At 35.2% G+C, this 5,528-nt stretch carries 3 protein-coding genes and 1 pseudogene; all 4 read right to left on the minus strand.

Annotated features, from left to right (window positions below; genetic code table 11):
* Positions 1-87: 87 nt before the first annotated feature.
* On the minus strand, positions 88-4,086 hold the full coding sequence (gene essC, locus V7183_RS11725) for a type VII secretion protein EssC (RefSeq protein WP_335359620.1): 3,999 nt from the start codon (positions 4,084-4,086) through the stop codon (positions 88-90).
* 30 nt (positions 4,087-4,116) lie between these two features.
* Positions 4,117-4,479 (minus strand): hypothetical protein, encoded by a 363-nt coding sequence (locus V7183_RS11730; protein WP_097898672.1) that lies wholly within the window; start codon positions 4,477-4,479, stop codon positions 4,117-4,119.
* 24 nt (positions 4,480-4,503) lie between these two features.
* The gene (locus V7183_RS11735) at positions 4,504-5,283 is read right to left on the minus strand and encodes a protein phosphatase 2C domain-containing protein (protein ID WP_335359621.1); all 780 of its coding nucleotides are present in this window, start codon (positions 5,281-5,283) and stop codon (positions 4,504-4,506) included.
* Between the two features lie 12 nt (positions 5,284-5,295).
* A pseudogene (locus V7183_RS11740) lies at positions 5,296-5,528 on the minus strand (hypothetical protein); the annotation flags it as partial.

Genomic DNA, 5,528 nt, shown 5'->3' on the forward strand with positions numbered 1-5,528 from the left:
CAATAAAATTATATATTACATTCTCCATAAAAATAAATAGTTTTTTACAAAAAATATAAAAATTCCCTTAATTTCGCCTCTTAAAAATTATTGAATTATAGTATGTTGTAGAGATTTCATCATTTCAGCTACCACATTAAGCGGTTCATATGCGATTTTCACCTTCACTGGCTTTCTCTTAATAAAATACCCTTCACCAGCTGCTAATTCTTGATCCATTTCAGTGTGATGTAATCTCGCGTTAAAGAAATATAACTCACTATTGTCTGTTGTACCTAATAAGTACCCGACACTTCTCTTCCTAATATGACTAAACCACTGTTCATGTCCATAGCTATTTAAATTAGAAGTCGTACCAGCTACAATAAAATGCACACCTTTATTTCTCGCCTGCTCTACTAATTTCTCTAACATGCCTTTCGTCTGGAACTCCATTGATACATAACTTAATACTTGCTCTAGATCATCAATCATAATTACAATACGCGAATTGTTAGGCGAATCAGAAATTACCTCTCCTAATTGTGGAACCATATCTTTACGCTCATTTACTCTTTCCAGAAACTCTTCCAACATTTTTGTAAATTGCTGTCCATCTATAACTGATTGTTTCACATGCGGTATATTATTCATAGTAGCTATACCCATTGATTTTCCAGTTAAATCAACTGTATAAATTTCAAGTTGTTCGGATGAATAATGATTAGCCATCGATAAAAGAATGCTTTGTAAAAGCGATGTTTTCCCGCTCTCCATTCTGCCAGCAATAACGATATTATTCATTTCTTCTAGTACAATACGATGAGGTTCAATTTCATTTGTTTCTATTCCAATGCAAGCTCCTTGTCCATCTTCATCTTCAAGCATCTTACACAATGAAACCACTTGGGGTACCATTGGAATTGGCTTTACATCGGTTCCGGTCCAAGCATCTCTCATTTTCTCCATTATTTTTTTCAGCTGGGCGGTGTATTCATATTCACTTTCTCCTACAAAAGGTAAAGCAGCTTGGAATAATTCTGGTGGTTGTCCTTTCACAAGTCCGCGTCCAGGCGGTACGTCAGTTAATGGGAAACTTGACTTTCCAACTAAGAACTGGTATTCCGAAGCATCTTGTAATTCAAACGAAACGGTTAGTGAGATATTATTTCGATATCGATCAAACATATCACTCGTTTGGTTCAACATGATATGAAAATACAAACCATAAGTAGCTGCTTCCCGAAGAAGTTGCTCTAATAAATCATTTTCTTTTTCATGCTCATTTTTAAATCGGGCATACCCGTCAATTATGATAACCATAGCTGGTAATACTTCTCCAGAAAGACGTTTATACGTTTCAAAAGATTTTGCTCCTAGAGTTGCAAACTGTTCTTTCCTATGCAACAGCTCTTTCTTAATAAAGCCAAATAATCGTTTTATTTTCTCTGACTCACCTTCTTGTACTACTCCACCTACATGAGGTAATTTAGCAAAATCTAAAAACATTCTACTAAAATCAACAATATAAAAATTTACTTCTTCTGGTGAATGAGATAATGCAAGGGACATAATAACTGTTTGAATAAATGTTGTTTTCCCCGTACCCGGCATACCATATACATTCATATGACCTTCCAATAAATTCAACTTCAATGGATATTGCGCCTGATTTGCAACATCATCAATCAATCCTACAATCGGTTGATATTTCTCGTGCTCTCCCATCTCCCACTGACTTTTATTCCAATCGGTTATAGAATAAAACCTGTCCAATAGTAAAGTTTCCGGAAGCGGAGGTAACCATGGACCCGGAAGCGGATTTATATTTTCTTGTTCTGCCTTTAAGTGAATATAGTCAATTAATGCTTGTAATTGTTTCGGACCATTTGTCAATGGTTTTAAACGCTTTTTACTTTTTATTCGTTCACCATTTAATTTTATTTTTGTAAAGTCAACATGTTGAACAACTTTTTCCTCTTCTGGATTATAAGGTGCACCACTCCATGCAGACTGAAAAAGTTCTAAAATTTCATTGTTTCCAACTTGTAGATATCCACGACCTGGCACATTAATTTTAGATGCATCTGGAATTTTGATCATTTCCCTGCTGTCTCCATCATCTTGAACACGAAGACATATACGAAAACGAGAATTACTCCAAATCTTATCATTTACAACTCCTGATGGCTTTTGTGTAGCAAGTAGTAAGTGTACACCTAATGTACGTCCAATCGCAGCTACACTAATTAACTCATCCATAAATTCGGGTTGTTCTTTTTTCATCTGTGCAAACTCATCAATCACAATAAACAAATGTGGTAATGGCTCTTTTTCGCGCCAATTTGTTTCATAATATTCATCTAAATGCTGTACGTTACCCGCCTGTATGAATAGCTTTTGCCTTCTTTCTAATTCTGCTTTTAACGAAATACGTGCTCGTTCAATTAAATTAGGATCCTCAAGGTTTGTGATGGAAGCAACTACATGCGGCAATCCCGCAAATGTATTAGACATTCCTCCTCCCTTGTAATCAATTAACATAAAAGCCATTTCATGAGGATGATAGGTAACTGCCAATGACGCAATTATAGATTGAATAACTTCACTCTTTCCAGAGCCTGTCGTACCAGCCATCAATCCATGTGGACCATGTCCTTTCTTTTCAATTTTATCGTGAATATTTAAAACAACGGGTTTCCCCCCTTCTCTCACTCCTATCGGTACAGGTAGTGCTGTTGGGTATCGGTTTTCCTCCCAGCGATTCAAGATTTCTAACTCTTCCATTGTTTTTACGTTAAATAAATCTAAAAACGTTAAAAGTTTTGGAATATTAGCAGCTGTTGAGCTTTTAAGACGAATTGATGCAAGGCTCCTCGCTCCTTGCTCACACGTTTTATACGATAGTTTATCTACTTTAAATTGTGTATATGTTTTCTCTTCTCCTTCAGATGTGCTCGAAAAGGTTTCAAAAACTTCACCTTCGTCCTCGTTTACATTTATAATAAGATCACACTCCATTGGAAGCTGATCTTTACGCTGAGCAAACACAAATGTTGAAGCACCAACACTTTGTCCTTCTTTTAATAACATCGGTAATAATGGATCTTCCTCTAAAAAGTCTCGAGCCTCTAAAAAGAAGATATACATAGGTACAAGTGGTACGTTTACATCCTTTTGATGTGAGGAATTAAAAATTCTTCGCATATTTAGCGGTATAAACAAAGATTCTGCTAACTTTTGGGCAGTATCTTCTGTATCCGCTAAAAAACGAATATTATGTTGCTCATCCCACACATGGGGCAACCATCTCATCCAATTCCAATTCTCCTTGTTTTTTTGATGATAAAATGCCGCTATTTTCACTTCATTAGGTGCATGATGTGTCATAATTTGTGTTGTTGTGATCCGTATAAAGTTTGAAATATCATCCTTGTTCCCAACTACACCTATCACGTCATGCTTTTTTAGAGAAATAGAAATGTGCCCATTGGTAATATATTTAAAGTCCTTTGCAATATTTTGTGCTTCTGTAATTAATAGATTATCATCATAACCTCGTTTTTCAGGAACTTTTAAGTCTATTAAAAAGCTCCTTATTCCTGTACCAATACGAATATCTAAAAAATCCTCTCCTTCAGGAGTTCTTTCCCAAAGATTACTTTCTCTATTTTCAATCCGGCCGATACTTTTTAAAGGGCTTGGATTTTTTATAATTAAGTATTTTGCTTGTTCTACTTTTAAATTTTCCAACTCCATCCGGTGTTTTTGTAATTGCTCTAAGTAATTGTTTTGTAGTTGTTCTAACATTAAGCGATGTTCTTTTTTCTTACGAAAGAATGCTAATATTGTAAATATGTAAGTCCCTAATACGGGTATACTAGATATCATCATAAATGGTAAAAAACTTGAACTTGATCTCATATTCTTCATAACAAAAAAATAAAGAACAATTGTTAAAACTGTCATAATACCTGGAAGTAGCATTGATTCTATCGAAAACTTTGGTTCTTCTGGCATATTAGGTGGATCATGGACAACGACTTTCCCCGTCGGAATGTCAACTCTCACGCGAGGTGAACGTTGAAAATATGGTGATGTTTGCACAATATTTCCCTCTTTCCTTTTCTCAAACATTTATTCAATTACTTTCCATACATAACCATCTTCTTTACCCGTTTCTTGAACGGTAACTTGTCTCTGTTCTATTTCTTGGTTCTTGATAAATTCTAAAGAAGGAATTAACGCACCTTTTTTGTGCAACATGATGTAATATCCGTCCCATACATGTTGATCCCTTAATGTTTCATCTTGTGGAACAGACAACCATTCCTCCTTATCCCTCGTTGCACGTATTTCATATAACAAACTTTGATTCTCTTCGATTTTTTCATAGTGTAAAATAGATTCAATAATTTGTACCGTTTTCACATCATTTGGAATTGCAATATCCACTTCTTCGTTTGATTGTGTAATATAGGTTACAATAATTTCTTCCAATGTTTATCACCTTCTCGCCTCGTTTTACCATGAAATATCAAAATACGCTATATCGTCACTAGTAGGAGATTCCTGCGTACGTGCAATTTCTTCCTTCAAGTTTGCCTCTTCATATTGTTTAAGTATTGGTAACCCATCACTATGGACAATGATGCGATTCACTTCATTTATAGGCACAGTTTTACACAAAATCTCAACTGGTTCTCCAATTATCCCCTTACATGTTGACCATCTTTTATGAGTATCTCGTTCTTTCTGTATATATTCCGTATGTTGTTTATCATTTTTCAGAAAGTGTATAGATGAGTCCCCATGCATAACACATAATACTCTAGCTTTATTTTCAGACATTACTAATTCAATTTTCCCACAAATAAACATAGATTCACTTCCATGTTTACGTTTTTCTTCAAGTACTTCAGCAAGAAGCCACGCTGTATTCTCTGGTAATTGAAATGACTTAACAATCTCCATTCCTTCATTTGTCCATACTTGAAGAAGCTCGTGTAACTCTTTTTGAAGAGAATTTGACTCATAAGGATTCTTTAGATTATATAGCCAATTCATGAGCTTCTTCCCTATAAATGCCGATGCTAATTCCCCACAAAAAGACATGCCAACACCATCACATACTGCAAAAGTAATCGAAGAATCATTCATGTGAAAAGCAAGGAAATCCTGTCCACTTTCCTGTAATTCTTGCGACTCCCTCGCACGATAATATCCATATTTACATATGAAATTATCATTTTTCACTAGCTGTAAGGGGGTTTCTTCAACTTGAGAGACAACTTGTAACTTCACCTTTTCACCCTCCTATCGAACAGGAGTTGCTGCCGACATTTGAAATCCTAAAGAAACTAAATCAGCGTTTGTTCCGGGCAACATCATAATTGCTCCCTTTTCAATTTTGTATCCATGTTCCATCATCATTTCTCGATAACTTTCTGGGATTGGAGATGATAATTTTTTCAATTTCTTACCATATTCATCTTGAATTTCAGTATGAGGCATAATTCCTGACCACTTCTTCATATCTATAATTTTCT

The sequence above is a fragment of the Bacillus sp. JJ1127 genome (genome assembly GCF_036965845.1).
Taxonomy (GTDB): Bacteria; Bacillota; Bacilli; order Bacillales; family Bacillaceae_G; genus Bacillus_A.